Here is a 16,489-nt window from a genome sequence, read left to right on the forward strand (position 1 = left end):
TTAGCTGTTTCCTTTGCCGCCAAAACGTGCCGCATCCGCCGCCGCGCGCCGGATTGCGCCGGATTTATGCACGGTCTCCATGAATTCGGCCTCGGGATCGCTGTCATAGACCACGCCGCCGCCGGCTTGGATATAGAGCGTTTCATCCTTCACGACGGCGGTGCGCAGGGCGATGCACATGTCCATATCGCCGCCGGCGCTGAAATAGCCCACGCCGCCGCCATAGACGCCGCGTTTTTCCGGCTCCAGCTCGTCGATGATCTCCATCGCGCGGACCTTTGGCGCGCCGGAGACCGTGCCCGCAGGCATGCCCGCAAAGAAGGCGTCGAGCGCATCGCAGCCCTCTTTCAACTCGCCCACCACATTCGACACGATGTGCATGACATGGCTGTAGCGTTCGACGATGAACTCCTCGGTCGGGCGCACGGTGCCGATCTTGGCCACCCGGCTCACGTCATTGCGACCGAGATCAAGCAGCATGAGATGTTCGGCCAGTTCCTTCGGATCGCTCAGCAGATCGGCCTCAAGCGCGCGGTCTTCCTCTGGCGTGGCGCCGCGTTTGCGGGTGCCTGCGATGGGGCGGATGGTGACCTCATTGCCGAAGACCCGCACGAGGATTTCGGGGGACGCCCCCACCACATGAAAGCCGCCAAAATTGAAGTAGAACATGAAGGGCGACGGATTGGTGCGCCGCAGGCTGCGGTAGAGCGCGAAGGGCGGTTGCGTGAACCCCTGGGCCCAGCGTTGGCTTGGCACCACCTGAAAGATGTCGCCCGCCACGATATAGTCCCGCGCCTTTTCGACCGCCGCCTTATAGCCGTCGCGGGTGAAATTGCTCACCGGCTCTGGCAGGTCGGCGGCCTGACCCATCTCGCGCGAGGTCTGCGGCATGGCGCGTTCCAGATCGCGCACCGCGTCCATCACCCGCTCCGCCGCCTGCGCATAGGCGGCGCGGGCGGATTGCCCGTCAGACACCCAAGCCGGCGAGACGATGGTCACCTCGCCCTTCACCCCGTCCAGCACCGCCACGACCGAGGGGCGCAGCATCAGCGCATCGGGCAGGCCCAGCGGATCGGGGTTCACATCGGGCAGATGTTCGACCAGCCGGATCATGTCATAGCCCAGATAGCCAAAAAGACCGGCAGCGGCCTGGGGCAGGTCATCGGGCAGGGTGATGCGCGATTCCGCGATGACCGCGCGCAGACAGTCGAGCGGGTTGCCCGGCATTTCCTCAAAGGCATCGGCATCATAGCGGGCCGCGCGGTTAAGGGCGGCAGTCTCGCCACGGCAACGCCAGATCAGATCGGGTTTCATCCCGATGATCGAATAGCGCCCCCGCACATCGCCGCCGGTCACCGATTCCAGCACGAAGGCGTTTTCGCCATCGCCCGTCAGTTTCAGCATGAGCGACACCGGCGTGTCGAGATCGGCGGCGAGCCTTGTGTAGACGATCTGGTTCTCACCCGCGTCATAGGCGCGGGCGAAGCTGTCGAAATCCGGTGTCAGAGCCATGGGCGTGCCTATCAGGGGAAGTTCACATGCACGGCTTGCACCGCACGTTGGTCGATCTGCGGCGCGGTACGGCGCATGACCGCCTCGCTGTAGATGTTGAAAAGGTCTTCGGCCAGCGCTTGGTCCAACTGCTCGGACAGCCGCGCCATCAGGGCTTCGGTCTCATCGCTCTCACCCGCAGGGGTGATGCTGTCGAGGCGCAGCACGACGACGTGATCCTCGGCCGGCAGCACGGCGACGCCGCCTTCTTCGAGGTCAAAGACCTGATCCATGAAGCCTTCGGGGGTGCCGTCGACATAGGCCCCGCGGGTCATGTTCTCGCCGATCTGCGGCTCAAGGCCCGCGGCTTCAAAGCCACCGTCTTCGGCCAGATCGGCGGTCAGCGTCTCGGCTTGTTCGGTCAAACGTTCCACGATCTGCGCGTTGCGCCATGCGGTCTCGACCTCGGCCCGGGCCGCGTCAAAGGGGTTCGGGCGTTCGGGTTTGGTCTCATCCAGACGGAGGGCAAAGATGCCGCCATCTTCAAGCTGGTCGATCTGCGGGAAGTCATTCTCGCTCAGCGCGGCGGCGGCCTGACGGAAAGCGCCATAGGCCGCGATGCCCTCGCTGCTGTCTTCGGTCCAGTCAATGGTGCCAAGGCGCATCTTGGTTTCCTCGGCGAGGTTCTCCAATGTCGCGCCCCCGGCAAGCCGGTCGTCGATTTCCTGCGCGCGGGCTTCCACGGCGCGGGTGGCGCGGGAGATGGCGAGGGTTTCTTCGAGCACGTCACGGGCCTCTTCGAAGGGCACATTCTGCGCAGGCAGCACGGCGTTCACCCGGAAAAGCGCAGGCCCGAGAGACGTGGGCAGGGGGCCCACGATATCGCCGGTCTCAGCCGCAAAGACCGCATCGCCAGCCGCATCAAGATCGGATTTCGCCACATCGCCCATGTCGACGTCCTGCAACGCCAGACCGCGGTCTTCGACCAGCGCCTCAAAGGTCGTGCCCTCGACTTCGAGCGCGGCAGCGGCCTGATCGGCGGCTTCCTCATTGGCAAAAACCAGACGTTCGACCAGACGGCGCTCGGGTTGGTTATATTCATCGCTGCGGGCCTCATATTCGGCGCGCAGTTCTTCCTCTGGCACCTCGACCTCGTCCAGCAGGTCTTCGGGCGAGAGCCAGGCGTAGGTGATGCTCTTGCTCGCGGGCAACATAAAGTCGTCTTGGTTGGCCTCGTAATAGGCTTTCAGCTCTTCCTCGGTCGGCGCGGGCAGGGGGGCGTCAAGGTCATTGGCGTCGAGCCGCGCCCAGGTAAAGCTGCGCGCTTCGCTGACGTAATCGACCAGGGTGCGGGCATAGGTGTCGGGCATCGACACGCCGCCCAGAACGGCGCGTTGCAGCAGGCCGCGGGCGGCCTCTTCGCGCAGGGAGGTTTCAAACTCCGCCTCGCTCATGCCGCTTTGCTGGAGGGCGAAACGGTAGCCTTCGCGGTCGAACTTGCCGTCAATGCCCTGGAAGGCCGAAATCGCGACGACTTCGTCGCGCAGGGTCGCGTCGCCGATCGAGATGCCCATCTCATCGGCCTCATTGTCGAGCGCGCGGTTGCGGACAAGGCGCTGCAAGACGGCGCGGTCGAGCCCCATTTCCTGGGCGCGGGCAAAGGGCAGGCTTTCGCCCGTCTGCGCCTCAATGGCGCGGATTTCCTGCTGCAACTGACGGGCGTATTGATCGACCGAGATCGACTTGTCCCCGACGCTGCCGATGCTGCGCAGATTGCCGCTGAGGTTGATCGCGCCAAAGCCGCCAAGGCCCAAGATCAAAAGACCCATCAAGGCCCAAACGGCGGTTTTCGAAAAGCTGAAGCCTTTTTTGGCCATGACAGGGTCCCTCGTTAATTTCGGACCTGTCTATGCGCTGTGTGGCAGGGCTGCAAGCCTGTCGAAAAGGGTGGTCAGACCGTCGGCATCAAGGTTGGCAAAGGCGATCCGCAACTGCGCCGCGCCGCTGTCGTCCCCCTCGGGCGTGAACATCGTGCCGGGCAGGGACAGCACGCCCGCATCGCGCACCAATTGTGGGGCGAGATCGGCGGATGAGATGTCAAACGGGTGGCGCATATAGGCGAAATAACCGCCCAGCCCGAGCAGTTCCCAGCCCAGCGGTTCGAGCCTTGGCATCAGGTCAGAGATCACCGCGCGGCGGGCAAGGATCTCTTCGCGTTCGCCCGCCAGCCAAGGCCCGAGGTGCTGCATCCCCCAGAGCGCGCCATGCTGGCCGATCTGCGCAGGGCAGATCGCCACGGTGTCGAGAAATTTCTCCACCTCCGCCAGCCGCGCTTTGCTGGCAATCATCGCGCCAACGCGGTGGCCGGTCAGACGGTAGGCTTTGGAGAAGGAATAGAGATGGATCAGCGTGTCGTGCCAATCGGGATCGCTGAACAGCCCATGCGGCGGGCCGGGGCGGCTGTGAAAATCGCGGTAGGTCTCATCGAGGATCAGCGCGATGCCGTGGCGCCGGGCGAGGTCAAAGAATTCTTGCACCAAGGCGGCGGGATATTCGACGCCGGTGGGGTTGTTCGGCGTGATCAGCGTGATGGCGCGGGTGCGCGGGGTGATCAGCGCCTCGGCGCGGGCCGGGTCCGGCAACATGTCGGATTCGACGGGCAGGGGGAGGGCCGCAACGCCGTTCATGTCGAGCCACATCTTGTGGTTGAAATACCAAGGGGTCGGCAGAATCACCTCATCCCCTTCGCCGCAAAGCGTGGCGATGGCGGCGGCGAAGGCCTGGTTGCAGCCCGAGGTGATGCAGACCTGTTCGTCTGTCACCACCCCGGCATATTTCTCAGCCGTTTGCCGCGCCAGTTCGGCCCGCAATTCCGGCAGACCCAGCACCGGACCATAAAGATGCGCCTCATCATTGTTCAGCATCACCTCGGCCATCGCCCGGCGCAGCGCTTCGGGGGGCGGATCGACCGGGGCGGCCTGGCTGACGTTGATCAGCGGACGCGCCGCCGAGAAGGCGGTGCCGTCAAGCCAGCGCCGCGCCTCCATCACCGGGGGGAAGAATGTGGTGGCGGTGCGCGTGAGCGTCATAGGGGCTGTCCGGATCAGAGAGGAAAATAGGGCGCGGCGGAGCGCTTGTCAGTCTTTGCCGCGATAGGGCTCGACATATTGCAGCGCCATGTCCCAGGGGAAGAAAATCCATGTGTCCTGGCTGACGCCGGTGATGAAAGTATCGACCTGCGGCTCGCCTTCGGGCTTGGCATAGACGGTGGCGAAATGGGCGTTGGGGTAAAGCTCGCGCACCAGTTCGATGGTCTTGCCGCTGTCGACCAGATCATCGACGATCAGGATGCCGGTGCCATCGCCCATGATCTCGGCATCCGGTGATTTCAGCACCTTGGCGTCGCGGCGTTGGTCGGCGGCACCCCCGCCCGAATGGTAGGACATGACCGAGATCGTATCGACGGTGCGAATGTCGAGCTCCCGCGCGACGATCATCGCCGGTGCCATCCCGCCACGGGTGATCGCCACCACCGCCCGCCAGGCCCCATTGTCCGGGCCAAGCCCATCGAGCCGCCAGGCCAGCGCGCGGCTGTCGCGGTGGATTTGATCCCAAGAGATGTGAAAGCCTTTCTCGTGGGGCAGGCGCGAGGCGTCTTTGGGGGTGCTCATGATGTTCCTTTGCAGCAAGCGGCGCGGGGACCCGCGCCGGGTGGGAGTGAGGCGCGTTATTCCTTGGACATGTCCGGCGCGTCAACCGCCTTCATGCCGACCACGTGATAGCCCGCGTCCACATGCAGGTTCTCGCCCGTGGTGCCGCTGCCGAGATCAGACAGCAGGAAGAGCGCGGCCTTGCCCACATCCTCGGTGGTGACATTGCGGCGCAGGGGCGAATTATACTCGTTCCACTTCATGATGTAGCGGAAATCGCCGATGCCGGAGGCGGCCAGCGTCTTGATCGGCCCGGCCGAGATCGCATTGACGCGGATGCCGTCTTTGCCGAGGTCTTCGGCGAGGTATTTGACCGAAGCCTCCAGCGCCGCTTTGGCCACGCCCATCACATTGTAATGCGGCATGACTTTTTCCGCCCCGTAGTAGGTGAGCGTCAAGGCGCTGGCACCGGGCGACATCATCTTTTCCGCGCGCTGCATCACGGCGGTGAAGGAATAGACGGAGATATCCATCGACATGGCGAAATTGCCGCGGCTGGTGTCGACATAGCGCCCGCGTAGCTCGCCCTTGTCGGAAAAGCCAATGGCATGGACGATAAAGTCGAGCCCGTCCCAACGGTCTCTCAGCCCGTCGAAGAGCGCGTCGATCGAAGTCTCATCGCCCACGTCGCAGGGCAGCACCAGATCGCTGCCCAGCTGTTCGGCCAGCGGCCCCACACGTTTCTTCAGCGCTTCGCCCTGATAGGAAAACGCCAGTTCAGCGCCCGCATCGGCCAGCGCTTTGGCCACGCCCCATGCGATGGATTTGTCATTCGCAAGGCCCATGATCAGCCCGCGTTTGCCCTTCATCAATTCGTTTCCCATACCGGCGCCTTGTCCATGTTCTGTTTTGTTGGGCATGGTTTAGGCGATTGCGCGCAGAGCGGCAAGGCTGGAGGGGGCATTGCCGGACCGATCCGGACAAATCGCACGGCGCGGGTTCGCGCAGCGGTAGAGGCGCAGTTGTGCTTTGACTGACGCGGGGATAATGATAGTAAAAACAACAGACTTACCTAAATTCTTCCACATTTCGATGTGAGAAGGCGCGGGTGAGAGGCAGCGCCGAAAGGCGGGCCCAGGGTTTAGGAAGGACGCAGGATGGAAGCGCGCAGCGGCATATTTAAAGGAGACGACCCCTTTGTCATCGCGCAAAGCTGGCTGCGCGAGGCCGAGGCGTCTGAGCCGAATGATCCCAATGCCATCGCGCTCAGCACCGTGGATGCCACGGGGTTGCCCAATGCGCGCATGGTGCTGCTCAAGGAAATAGAGCCCGCGGCTTTTGTCTTCTACACCAATTACGAAAGCGCCAAGGCGCAGGAGTTGGACGCGGCGGGGAAGGCGGCCTTTGTCATGCATTGGAAATCCCTGCGGCGGCAGATCCGGGTGCGGGGGCTGATCGCCCGCGAAGATGGGCCGAAAGCCGATGAATATTTCGCCTCCCGCTCGCTGAAAAGCCGGCTGGGGGCCTGGGCCTCGCGCCAGTCACAGCCGCTGTCGGGGCGCGGGGCGTTGATGGCGGAGGTGGCCAAGGTGACCGCACAGCATGGGGTGAACCCGAAGCGCCCGCCATTCTGGGGCGGCTACCGGATCACCCCGCTTGAAATCGAATTCTGGGCGGACGGAGAATTTCGCCTGCATGACCGTTTCCAATGGCGACGCTCTGATCCGGCGGAACCTTGGCAAGTCACACGGTTGAACCCATAGGGTGGAAAAATGAGAGATTGCGACGGTGTTTGAAAAGCAGGACACGGTGACGGGGGCGCCAGCCGAGACAGTGCAGGGGCTGGTGAAATGGTTCGATCCCGCCAAAGGGTTCGGCTTTGTCGTGGCGGACAACGGCGGGCCGGATATCTTGTTGCACGTCAATGTGCTGCGCAGTTTCGGGCAGAGTTCAGTGGCCGATGGCGCGCGGGTCGAGATCAAGGTCCAGCAGACCGACCGGGGCGCGCAGGTGGCGCAGCTTTTGTCGATCACGCCGCCAGCCAATCTGCCGCCCGTGGTGATCGAGCGCGCGGGGTTCGATGCCGATACGCTGTCGCAGACCGACCTAAAGCCCGCGCGGGTGAAATGGTTCGACAAGACCAAAGGCTTCGGCTTTGCCAATGTTTTTGGCTGCTATGAGGATGTGTTTCTTCATATTGATGTGTTGCGCCAATCCGGTCTGGCGGATCCGCAATCGGGCGAAGCCTTGGCCATGCGGGTGGTGAACGGCGAGCGGGGCTATTTGGCAGCGGAGGTTCGGGCATGGGAAGCCGTCGTAGGCGAGGAGTAAGCGCCGCCGCAATCGGTGGGGCAGTACTGGCGGTCGTGATGACCGCCACCAACGCCGTCGCCGGGGCCTGCCGCGACACCTCCGTCAGCCTGCGCGGTGATTGGGGCACGGCGCGGTTTTCTGTCGAAGTGGCCGATGACCCCGCCGAGCGGGCGCAGGGGCTGATGCACCGCGAACAGCTGCCGCTCAGCGCGGGCATGTTGTTTATCTACGACACGCCGCAACCGCTGAGCTTTTGGATGCGCAACACGTTGATTCCCCTCGATCTGCTTTTCATTGACGCGCAGGGCGTGGTGCAGCGCATCCATCATTCCGCCAAACCACTGGACGAGACCCCGATTCCCGGCGGCGACGATCTGCTGGCGGTGTTGGAGATCAATGGCGGGCTGTCGCGGCGCATGGGGATCACCGAAGGCACCCAGTTGCGCCATGCGGCTTTCGCCGAGAACGACCCGGCTTGGCCCTGCTGACCGGGGATTTTCAACGAAATCAAATATTGCCGCATCTTTAGGGCAATCGGGGCTTTTCAATCCTCTGTCATATGTCTAAAGAAGCCTCAGTCGGAGCGTGGCGCAGCCTGGTAGCGCACCTGTTTTGGGTACAGGGGGTCGGAGGTTCGAATCCTCTCGCTCCGACCACTTCTTTAAAGCTGCATAGATATTTCGCCGGTCGGCGGGCGGGTTAGGCTTTTCTCCCCTAGATGTTGGTCTGATCGCTGCCGAGGCGCTACTGCTTTTGGTTTTTACCCAAGCGCCGTGGCTTGTCGAACCGTGACGATTCTTCCGCGTTTCACCTCTTTGGCAGGGATACGCCGCCTGCCGCCCAGATTTCTTAAAATCCGTCGCAAAGAAGCAACGCGCTGCCGCCAGAGCCTCGCGTTCCTGTGGATGGATCGGCGGCGCGCGCCCGTCTGCTGCGCTAAGCTGGCCCCTCCATTAGATTATTTGCCCCGCAGACCGAACGCTGGGCTGCGGGTAACTCTGGGGATATCCGGTGGCTGAATCACGCCCCGCCTGCCGGCCGGTAACGACGCGCTGCGGTCAACCGGAAGATAGGCATAACTTTACAAAAAAACCGTTGACCAATTAGGGCGACATACGCCAGTTTGTGGGGGCCGAGAGGGGTATCTACAATATGTAGTGGCAGACCAGGGTCGCACTTTCCGGCAAAGGGTACAGGATCATACTGTCTAACTTAGGCAGCCGTCGTCGGATTTCACGCCTGCGCCGGACAGCGTTCTGCGGCCCATGAAGAGTAGAGAGAGACGCTCTGCAATAGGCAGATCGGCTTGGCGGTTGGAAATGCTGGAAACGGGGCAGCGACAATGAAAATTGAACGGAAATTCACGACGGTCGGGCAGGATGCCTATGCGGATTTGGATTTTGTCACCACGGTCTCTGAGATTCGCAACCCCGATGGCTCGGTGGTGTTCAAACTCGACAATGTCGAAGTGCCGAAAGCCTGGAGCCAGGTCGCCAGCGATGTGATCGCGCAGAAGTACTTCCGCAAGGCCGGCGTGCCCAGCGAGACCCGCAAGGTCAAGGAAAAGGATGTGCCGGAGTTCCTCTGGCGCTCGGTCCCCGCCGAGGGGGCCGAGATGGGCGGCGAGACCTCCTCCAAACAGGTTTTCGACCGTCTCGCGGGCGCTTGGGCCTATTGGGGCTGGAAGGGCGGCTATTTCTCGACCGAGGAAGATGCCCGCGCCTATTACGACGAGATGCGCCACATGCTGGCCAGCCAGCGTGCCGCGCCAAACAGCCCACAGTGGTTCAACACCGGGTTGCATTGGGCTTATGGCATCGACGGCCCGGCGCAGGGGCACTATTACGTCGACTACAAGACCGGCAAACTGACCCGGTCGAAATCCTCCTATGAACATCCGCAGCCGCATGCCTGCTTCATCCAGTCCGTCGGCGACGATCTGGTGGGCGACGGCGGCATCATGGACCTCTGGGTGCGCGAGGCGCGCCTGTTCAAATACGGCTCGGGCACGGGCACCAACTTTTCATCGCTCCGCGGAGAGGGCGAGAAGCTGTCGGGCGGCGGCAAGTCGTCGGGTTTGATGGGTTTTCTCAAGATCGGCGATCGTGCAGCCGGCGCCATCAAATCCGGCGGCACCACCCGCCGCGCGGCCAAGATGGTGATCGTCGACGCCGATCACCCCGATATCGAGGATTTCATCAACTGGAAGGTGCTCGAAGAGCAGAAGGTGGCGTCGATCGTCGCCGGCTCCAAGATGCATGAGCAGAAGCTGAACCTGCTGTTCGACGCGATCAAGGCATGGGACGGGGTGGCGGAAGACGCCTACGATCCGGCCAAGAACAACGCGCTGAAACAGGCGATCCGCGAAGCCAAGAAGGTCGCGATCCCCGAGACCTACGTCAAACGCGTGCTGGACTATGCCAAACAGGGCCACACCGGCATCGAATTCCCGACCTATGACACTGACTGGGACAGCGAGGCTTATAACTCGGTCTCCGGCCAGAACTCCAACAACTCGATCCGCGTCACCAACGCCTTCCTCAAGGCCGTTGAGAAGGACGCAGATTGGGAACTGATCAGCCGCACCGAGAACCGGGTGACCAAGACGATCCGCGCCCGTGACCTTTGGGATCAGGTCGGCCACGCCGCATGGGCCTGCGCCGATCCGGGCATCCAGTATCACGACACCGTCAACGACTGGCACACCTGCCCCGAAGATGGCGCGATCCGCGGCTCGAACCCCTGTTCGGAGTACATGTTCCTCGACGACACGGCCTGCAATCTGGCTTCGATGAACCTGCTGACCTTCCTCAAGGACGGGGTGTTTCAGGTCGAGGACTACATGCACGCCAGCCGTCTCTGGACCGTGACGCTTGAGATCAGCGTGATGATGGCGCAGTTCCCCTCGAAGGAAATCGCGCAGCGGTCTTATGACTTCCGCACGTTGGGGCTGGGCTATGCCAATATCGGCGGGCTCTTGATGAACATGGGCTATTCCTATGACAGCGACGAAGGCCGCGCACTTGGCGGTGCCCTGACCGCGATCATGACCGGTGTGGCCTATGCGACCTCCGCCGAGATGGCGGGCGAATTGGGCGCCTTTCCGGGCTATGCCAAGAACGCCGAACACATGCTGCGCGTCATCCGCAACCACCGCACCGCCGCCTATGGCAAGGCGGACGGCTATGAGCAGCTCTCGGTCAAGCCGGTGCCGCTGGATCACGCCAACTGCCCGCAGGCGGGGCTGGTCGACATCGCCAAATCCTGCTGGGACGAGGCGCTGAAACTGGGCGAGGCCCATGGCTACCGCAACGCGCAGACCTCGGTCATCGCGCCCACCGGGACCATCGGTCTGGTGATGGACTGCGACACCACCGGGATCGAGCCCGACTTCGCACTGGTGAAGTTCAAGAAGCTCGCCGGGGGTGGCTACTTCAAGATCATCAACCAGTCGGTGCCGGCGGCTTTGGAAAAACTTGGCTACGGCTCGGCCCAGATCGAAGAGATCGTGAGCTACGCCGTGGGCCATGGCACCATCGGCAATGCGCCTGCGATCAACCACACCACGCTGGCGGGCCACGGTTTCGGCGCCAATGAACTGGCCAAGATCGACGCCGCGCTGAAACAGGCGTTTGATATCCGGTTTGTCTTCAACCAATGGACGCTGGGCGAGGCTTTCTGCACGCAGGTGCTGGGCATCCCGACCGAAAAGCTGAACGACCCGACCTTCGATCTGCTCCGCTCCCTTGGCTTCAGCAAGGCGGATATCGAAGCGGCCAATGACCACGTCTGTGGCACCATGACGCTGGAAGGCGCGCCGCATCTGCGCGAAGAGCATTACGGCATCTTCGACTGCGCCAACCCCTGCGGCAAGAAGGGCAAGCGCTACCTCTCGGTCAACAGCCACATCCACATGATGGCGGCGGCGCAGAGCTTCATCTCGGGCGCGATCTCCAAGACGATCAACATGCCGAATGATGCGACCATCGAGGATTGTCAGAAGGCTTACGAGCTGAGCTGGTCCTTGGGGATCAAGGCCAATGCGCTCTACCGCGACGGGTCAAAACTGAGCCAACCTCTCGCCGCGGCGCTGGTCGAGGACGACGAAGACGCCGCCGAGACGCTGGAAAGCGGCAACACCCATGAGAAGGCCGCCGTGCTGGCCGAGAAGATTGTCGAGAAGGTGATCGTTAAAGAGATCATCAAGTCGCACCGCGAGAAGATGCCGCAGCGCCGCAAGGGCTATACCCAGAAGGCGAATGTCGGCGGCCACAAGGTCTATCTGCGCACCGGCGAATATGAAGACGGCAAGCTGGGCGAGATCTTCATCGACATGCATAAGGAAGGTGCGGGTTTCCGGGCGATGATGAATAACTTCGCCATCGCGGTTTCGGTCGGCCTGCAATATGGCGTGCCGCTGGAGGAATTCGTCGATGCCTTCACCTTCACCAAATTCGAACCGGCGGGCATGGTGCAGGGCAATGACAGCATCAAACAGGCGACTTCGATCCTCGACTATGTGTTCCGCGAACTGGCGGTCAGCTACCTCGACCGCACCGATCTGGCGCATGTGAAGCCCGAGGGCGCGACATTCGATGATCTGGGCCGGGGCGAGGAAGAGAACCTTTCGAATGTCGCTGAGCTGAGCGAGACGGCGGCGAATAAGTCGCTCGAAGTGCTGAAGCAGATCAGCTCCTCAGGCTATCTGCGCAACCGTCTGCCGCAAGAACTGGTGGTTCTGCAAGGCGGGCAGGGCGTCGATGACAGCGCGGCTATGCAACCCCTCGCGCCGCAGATGACCGGCGCAAGTAACCTGGCCGTGGCCGTCAGCGCGACAGCGCCGGCCTCCGCAGGGGCGGTCGGGATCGACGCGCGGGCGAAAGCCAAGATGCAGGGCTATGAGGGGGAAGCCTGTGGCGAATGTGGCAATTACACATTGGTGCGCAATGGAACATGCATGAAATGCAACACCTGCGGCGGCACAAGCGGCTGTAGCTGATCAAGGGCGATTGGCCTGACATGCAGCGGGGCGGGCGTGACGCCCCGCCCCGCTGTAGCTCTTATCAGTGAAGGGCCTGCGCGCCTTCGCCCGACGGGTAAGGATGTGTTAGGGGAAGCTCACTTATGCTCCGTGCCACAGCACCCAAAAGGCCAATAGGGGAAGGTCAAAGGTGCGCATGGAATGTAAGATGTTCGGAGGGTTGTAAAACAACTGACCTGCCGCAAGCCGGACCCATGGGTGATGCCCCTGGCGAAACGCGCCGGGGCTCATCACCAGATAGGTTTCTTCGGGCCTATGGCGGTGGTCCGGGTAGCGGGTGTCAGGGCCGACAAGTGAGATGCCCAAGGTCACGTCGTCGCGCGGTTCGAGACCATTCTAGCCGAAGATGACAGCATTGGCGTGGTTCTGTGTAAAATTCTCGCTCGCCCCTGTGAGATCGCCCGCGCGGCGCATCCATGCAAGTGCGGGTTCGAGGGCAAAGAAGGCTTCCATAAGCCTGACCACATCGGGCGCGTTCAGGGTATCGGCACCGACATTCCGGAGAAATCCGCACACCGGCAACTGCCGACCGGCGGCGCCCCCCTCTGGGTTGACGGCGTCCAGCGCAGCGAAGGCTTTGTGGAGCGAAGCCTGCATGCGTGGATCATCGGCGCGCTGTAGATATGCCTCTTTCGCGGCACTCAAGAAAGCTTCGAGCCTGGGATCTCTGCTGGCCATATGTCGCTTTCAACAGGGGTAGTGGGCGCAGGCCGTGGCGTTGACCGATGCTTGGTTGGGCTTTGCCCGCCTGTATGATCCAAGGGGGACGGCAAGACCAGCGCCGCGCAGCACGAGGCTATGACCATATCGCTGTGCCCCCGGGGCGATAGCGGTGATCGCTATGACCAGTGCCAATATGACAGTGATCATAGCGAGGTTGCGGGCGATCAAGATCGCGGGTCTCAATTCTTGATGATGTTATGTTCCGGGCCGAAGGGGAAGCCGGTGATGTTCTCCACCTTGTCTTCGCCGATCACAAGAATGTCGTGCTCCCGGTAGCCGCCCGCGCCGGGCTGTCCTTCGGGGATCATCACCATGGGCTCCATCGAGACCACCATGCCGGGCTTCAGCTCCGTCTCGATGTCCTCGCGCAGCTCGACGCCGGCTTCACGCCCGTAGTAGTGGCTCAGCACGCCAAAGCTATGGCCATAGCCAAAGGAGCGATATTTGAGCAGATCCCATTCGCGGTACATCTCATTGAGCTCAATCGCGATATCCATGCAACGCGCGCCCGGTTTGAGCAGCTCCAGCCCGCGCTCATGGACTTTGACGTTCTTTTCCCAGATATCGAGGCTGGCGTCATCCACGTGATCGCAGAACAGCGTGCGTTCCAGCGCGGTGTAATAGCCAAAGATCATCGGGAAAGTGTTCAGGCTCAGAATCTCGCCAGATTGCACTTTCTTGTTGGTGACCGGGTTATGCGCCCCGTCGGTATTGATGCCCGACTGGAACCAAGTCCATGTGTCCATCAGTTCGACAAAGGGGAAAGAATTGGCGATCTCGCGGATCATCGCATTGGTGCCGGCGATGGCGACCTCATGCTCGGGCACGCCGGCCTTTACAGCCCCCGTCACCGCGGCGCCCCCGACGTCGGCGACCCGTGCGCCTTCCTTGATGAGCTTGATTTCTTCGTCCGATTTGATCGTCCGCATCCACATCGCAGGCTGGCCGACATCCACCAGTTCCACGCCGGGCAGGGCATCCTGGATCATCTGGCGGTATTCCAGCGAGACGTGGTCATATTCGATCCCGACCCGGCGCGCGCCTTTGGTCAGCTGCTGGATCGCGCGGTAGAAATTGTCGCGCCGCCAGTCGGTGTAGGTGATGTTATTGCCAAAGCTGCGGCGGAAGGGCTGGCCGCCGTCGATGCCGGCAGAGATCGTCGTCGCGTTTTTCTGGTCGATGACCATGCCGTATTTCCGGCCGAAATAGCAGTACAGCCAGCCGCTGTAATAATTGATGCAATGGTAGGAGGTGAACAGCGCCGCATCGACGTCATTCTTGCCCATCCATTCGCGCAATTCGTTTTGCCGGCGGGCCATCTCACTGTCCGAAAACGGCGAAAACTCTTTCTCGCCATTGTGCCACTCCATGACGTGAAGCATGTCATCCAACATAGGAAATCCTCTCTGCTAACTTTTCTATGAGTTTGACTAGCAGCAGGCTGCACCCAGAGAAAAATCAATTGAAATGATTTAACCATAAGGATCGTTAATGACGTTCTTTCAGGGTTTCCGCCCGCGTCCGGGTCGGGATGCGGAAGGTCGAGATGTCTTCGGTGATCTTCTCGATCAGTTTCAGCGCCGCGTCTGACATTTTGATATGTTTGTAAAACAGGCCAACATGGATTCTGGAAAGGTTCGGAAACCCGTCGCTCTGGGTGAGAATGCGCATGCCGGGCTGCATGGTCTTGCGGGTCAGAGCCGTCACGCCCATCCCGTCCAGAACCGCCTTTTGCAGCGCTGAAATGCCGAGGCTCTCGAAAGACACACGCCAATCGCGGCCTTCGGTGTCGAGGGCCTCGATCATCCGGCGGCGGTAGAAGCAGCCGTTGGGGTGGGCGATGAGTTTTAGCGGCTGCGTCGGGTCGATCTTATAGTCGCGGCTACAGGCCCAGACCGGACGCTCTGACCAATAGACCGAGACATGGGGCGCCGACATCGTATCGGTGAGCGCGATGGTCAGATCGAGGTCATCGACATGCAGTGCCGAGAGCAGATCAACGCTGCGGTCGCAGCGGATATCCAGCGTGACATCCGGGTTGTTGTGGGAGAATTCCGCGATGATGCTCTGGAAATACTCGATCGAATAATCCACCGGCAGCCCGACTCTCAGCGTGCCGTAAAAGGCCGCCTGCTGGAGATTGGCGACGGCGCGATCGTTCAACCGCAGAATCTCCCGGGCATAGCCCAGCAGGGCCTGGCCATTCGGCGTGAGCTCGACCTTCTTGCCCTCATGTCGCAGCAATTTAACCCCTGCGATCTCTTCCAACCGTTTAACTTGCAAGGAGATCGCGGGCTGGGTCCGGCCAAGGACATTGCCTGTCTCGGTGTAGTTCCGCAGGTCGACCACTGTCACGAAGGTGCGCAGCAGGTCGGTCTGTAGGTTGGTGAATTTACGCATCATAAAATATCCTTATTCAATCATTGCTACTATGAATTTTTTACAGTTCGCAAGCTGTCTTAGGCTTTCGGTACCGTGAGATGCAGGGGGATCTATGCCGCGTTCTACCGTTTTCGCAGCCGAAATGGCTTGGCCAGACTATCAAGAGCAGGTGAAAGGCGGCGACGTTCCCATTCTGATTCCGCTCGGCTCGATGGAGCAGCACGGCCACCATATGCCGATGCATGTCGATGTGCTCTTGCCCACGGAATTTGCCCGGCGCGCGGCCGAGCAGATTGGCGGGCTGGTGGCGCCGCCCTTCACCTATGGCTATAAATCGCATCAGAAATCCGGCGGCGGCAATTTCTTCCCGGGCACCACCAGTCTGGACGGGGCAAGCCTCGTCAATGCGCTCAAAGACGTGGTCAAGGAATTCGTGCGCCACGGTGCGCGCAACCTGTGCATCGTGAACGGTCACTTCGAGAATTCATGGTTCATCACCGAAGCGATTGACCTTGCCCTGCGCGAACTCGGCTGGGCGGATATTCATGACGTGAAATTCGTCGTGCTGTCCTATTGGGATTTCGTCGATCAAGCCTCGATCGAAAAACTCTACCCCAATGGGTTTCACGGCTGGGACATCGAACATGGCGGCGTGTTGGAGACCTCGCTCATGCTGCGCCTCTATCCCGATCTGGTATCTTTGCAAGACGCGGTGGAACATGCGCCCGCGACCTTTCCGCCCTATGACGTCTACCCGGCCAAGCCGGAATGGACCCCGGCGAGCGGCACATTGTCATCCCCCAAAGAGGCCACGGCGGAAAAGGGCGACCTTTTGCTGGAGGTCTGCACCAAAGGGATCGTCGAGGCCCTGAAAAAAGAATTTTCCTGA

The 16,489-nt window shown here is 61.5% G+C and carries 12 protein-coding genes, 1 tRNA gene and 1 pseudogene; 6 read left to right on the forward strand and 8 right to left on the reverse strand.

Features of this window, described 5'->3' with window-relative positions; all coding sequences use genetic code 11:
* Genes trpE through fabI form a run of 5 tightly spaced genes read right to left on the reverse strand, consistent with a single transcriptional unit; the run spans position 1 to position 6,025 of the window.
* Positions 1–1,512, reverse strand: a complete 1,512-nt coding sequence (gene trpE / locus AB4M76_RS08980) for an anthranilate synthase component I (protein ID WP_368441485.1) — start codon at positions 1,510–1,512, stop codon at positions 1–3.
* Positions 1,513–1,523: 11 nt separating this feature from the next.
* The gene (locus tag AB4M76_RS08985; protein WP_368441486.1) at positions 1,524–3,368 is read right to left on the reverse strand and encodes a peptidyl-prolyl cis-trans isomerase; all 1,845 of its coding nucleotides are present in this window, start codon (positions 3,366–3,368) and stop codon (positions 1,524–1,526) included.
* Between the two features lie 30 nt (positions 3,369–3,398).
* Positions 3,399–4,580, reverse strand: coding sequence for an aminotransferase (locus AB4M76_RS08990; protein WP_368441487.1), 1,182 nt, complete (start codon positions 4,578–4,580; stop codon positions 3,399–3,401).
* Positions 4,581–4,628: 48 nt separating this feature from the next.
* The gene (gene gpt / locus AB4M76_RS08995) at positions 4,629–5,162 is read right to left on the reverse strand and encodes a xanthine phosphoribosyltransferase (RefSeq protein WP_368441488.1); all 534 of its coding nucleotides are present in this window, start codon (positions 5,160–5,162) and stop codon (positions 4,629–4,631) included.
* A gap of 56 nt (positions 5,163–5,218) precedes the next feature.
* A complete protein-coding gene (fabI, locus tag AB4M76_RS09000; RefSeq protein WP_368441489.1) occupies positions 5,219–6,025 on the reverse strand; it encodes an enoyl-ACP reductase FabI in 807 nt (268 codons plus the stop codon).
* A 273-nt stretch (positions 6,026–6,298) separates the two neighbouring features.
* Between fabI and pdxH the strand changes: the two genes are divergently transcribed.
* The 5 genes from pdxH to AB4M76_RS09025 all read left to right on the forward strand — a co-directional run bounded on the left by pdxH (position 6,299) and on the right by AB4M76_RS09025 (position 12,453).
* Positions 6,299–6,904, forward strand: coding sequence for a pyridoxamine 5'-phosphate oxidase (pdxH, locus tag AB4M76_RS09005; protein ID WP_368441490.1), 606 nt, complete (start codon positions 6,299–6,301; stop codon positions 6,902–6,904).
* Between the two features lie 25 nt (positions 6,905–6,929).
* Positions 6,930–7,472, forward strand: a complete 543-nt coding sequence (locus AB4M76_RS09010) for a cold shock domain-containing protein (protein WP_368441491.1) — start codon at positions 6,930–6,932, stop codon at positions 7,470–7,472.
* A 38-nt stretch (positions 7,473–7,510) separates the two neighbouring features.
* Positions 7,511–7,942: a DUF192 domain-containing protein gene (locus tag AB4M76_RS09015; protein WP_368441493.1), complete on the forward strand. Its 432-nt coding sequence runs from the start codon at positions 7,511–7,513 to the stop codon at positions 7,940–7,942.
* Between the two features lie 91 nt (positions 7,943–8,033).
* A tRNA-Pro gene (locus AB4M76_RS09020) sits at positions 8,034–8,110 on the forward strand.
* 686 nt (positions 8,111–8,796) lie between these two features.
* Positions 8,797–12,453: a vitamin B12-dependent ribonucleotide reductase gene (locus AB4M76_RS09025; protein ID WP_368441494.1), complete on the forward strand. Its 3,657-nt coding sequence runs from the start codon at positions 8,797–8,799 to the stop codon at positions 12,451–12,453.
* Between the two features lie 123 nt (positions 12,454–12,576).
* Here AB4M76_RS09025 and AB4M76_RS09030 read toward each other — a convergent pair.
* The 3 genes and pseudogenes from AB4M76_RS09030 to AB4M76_RS09040 all read right to left on the reverse strand — a co-directional run bounded on the left by AB4M76_RS09030 (position 12,577) and on the right by AB4M76_RS09040 (position 15,621).
* A pseudogene (locus AB4M76_RS09030) lies at positions 12,577–13,173 on the reverse strand (dimethylsulfonioproprionate lyase family protein).
* A 224-nt stretch (positions 13,174–13,397) separates the two neighbouring features.
* The gene (locus tag AB4M76_RS09035) at positions 13,398–14,612 is read right to left on the reverse strand and encodes a M24 family metallopeptidase (protein ID WP_368441495.1); all 1,215 of its coding nucleotides are present in this window, start codon (positions 14,610–14,612) and stop codon (positions 13,398–13,400) included.
* Between the two features lie 94 nt (positions 14,613–14,706).
* Complete coding sequence (locus tag AB4M76_RS09040; protein ID WP_368441496.1) at positions 14,707–15,621, reverse strand: LysR substrate-binding domain-containing protein; 915 nt, start codon at positions 15,619–15,621, stop codon at positions 14,707–14,709.
* A gap of 91 nt (positions 15,622–15,712) precedes the next feature.
* Between AB4M76_RS09040 and AB4M76_RS09045 the strand changes: the two genes are divergently transcribed.
* Entirely contained in the window at positions 15,713–16,489 is a 777-nt protein-coding gene (locus AB4M76_RS09045) for a creatininase (protein ID WP_368441497.1), read from the forward strand.

Origin of the sequence: Sulfitobacter sp. PS-8MA, assembly GCF_040933935.1 — a bacterium.
Taxonomy (GTDB): Bacteria; Pseudomonadota; Alphaproteobacteria; order Rhodobacterales; family Rhodobacteraceae; genus Sulfitobacter.

Coding starts and splice junctions, on each gene's coding strand:
- trpE (WP_368441485.1), bottom strand. CDS start 1,512: ATGGCTCTGACACCGGATTTCGACAGCTTCGCCCGCGCCTATGACGCG.
- AB4M76_RS08985 (WP_368441486.1), bottom strand. CDS start 3,368: ATGGCCAAAAAAGGCTTCAGCTTTTCGAAAACCGCCGTTTGGGCCTTG.
- AB4M76_RS08990 (WP_368441487.1), bottom strand. CDS start 4,580: ATGACGCTCACGCGCACCGCCACCACATTCTTCCCCCCGGTGATGGAG.
- gpt (WP_368441488.1), bottom strand. CDS start 5,162: ATGAGCACCCCCAAAGACGCCTCGCGCCTGCCCCACGAGAAAGGCTTT.
- fabI (WP_368441489.1), bottom strand. CDS start 6,025: ATGGGAAACGAATTGATGAAGGGCAAACGCGGGCTGATCATGGGCCTT.
- pdxH (WP_368441490.1), top strand. CDS start 6,299: ATGGAAGCGCGCAGCGGCATATTTAAAGGAGACGACCCCTTTGTCATC.
- AB4M76_RS09015 (WP_368441493.1), top strand. CDS start 7,511: ATGACCGCCACCAACGCCGTCGCCGGGGCCTGCCGCGACACCTCCGTC.
- AB4M76_RS09025 (WP_368441494.1), top strand. CDS start 8,797: ATGAAAATTGAACGGAAATTCACGACGGTCGGGCAGGATGCCTATGCG.
- AB4M76_RS09035 (WP_368441495.1), bottom strand. CDS start 14,612: ATGTTGGATGACATGCTTCACGTCATGGAGTGGCACAATGGCGAGAAA.
- AB4M76_RS09040 (WP_368441496.1), bottom strand. CDS start 15,621: ATGATGCGTAAATTCACCAACCTACAGACCGACCTGCTGCGCACCTTC.
- AB4M76_RS09045 (WP_368441497.1), top strand. CDS start 15,713: ATGCCGCGTTCTACCGTTTTCGCAGCCGAAATGGCTTGGCCAGACTAT.